This is a genomic window from Leeuwenhoekiella nanhaiensis (genome assembly GCF_002744755.1).
GTDB classification, from domain to species: Bacteria; Bacteroidota; Bacteroidia; order Flavobacteriales; family Flavobacteriaceae; genus Leeuwenhoekiella; species Leeuwenhoekiella nanhaiensis.
In genome coordinates this window covers 1-352 of sequence record NZ_KZ319334.1, presented here as the reverse complement: position 1 = coordinate 352, position 352 = coordinate 1, and the positions used below count along the sequence as shown (strand labels likewise).

Genomic DNA, 352 nt, shown 5'->3' with positions numbered 1-352 from the left:
AAATTGTCGTGGCTAATCTGACCTTTGGTAGCCATATACTTGGAATGATCTGCAGCCTGACCTTTAGAATCGGTATTGGCTTTAAGTGCAGCTAATCCAATGCTTTCGCGGTGTTTGTTTACTTCAGCAAGCACATCTTGTGCAAAGGCTTCTTCAACAGTGAGGTTTGCAGCAACTTCTAGGGTTGCTTCTTCAGTGGGCATCAACTCTTCGTCTTGTGAACAGCTGGAAAATAATACAGTAAATGCAAGAGCCAAAAGGCTTGTAGTAAAAGTTCTCATGATTTGGGGTTTATGAGTTATGTTGATACAAACATAAGTAGGATTTTTTGTTCCTACAACCTTTCAACAGT

The 352-nt window shown here is 40.3% G+C and carries 1 protein-coding gene; it reads right to left on the bottom strand.

The window, feature by feature from the left end:
• Positions 1-281, bottom strand: a 281-nt coding sequence (locus CJ305_RS19260; RefSeq protein ID WP_143469433.1) for a CAP domain-containing protein, incomplete at its 3' end; no start/stop codon positions are given.
• Positions 282-352 lie beyond the last annotated feature (71 nt).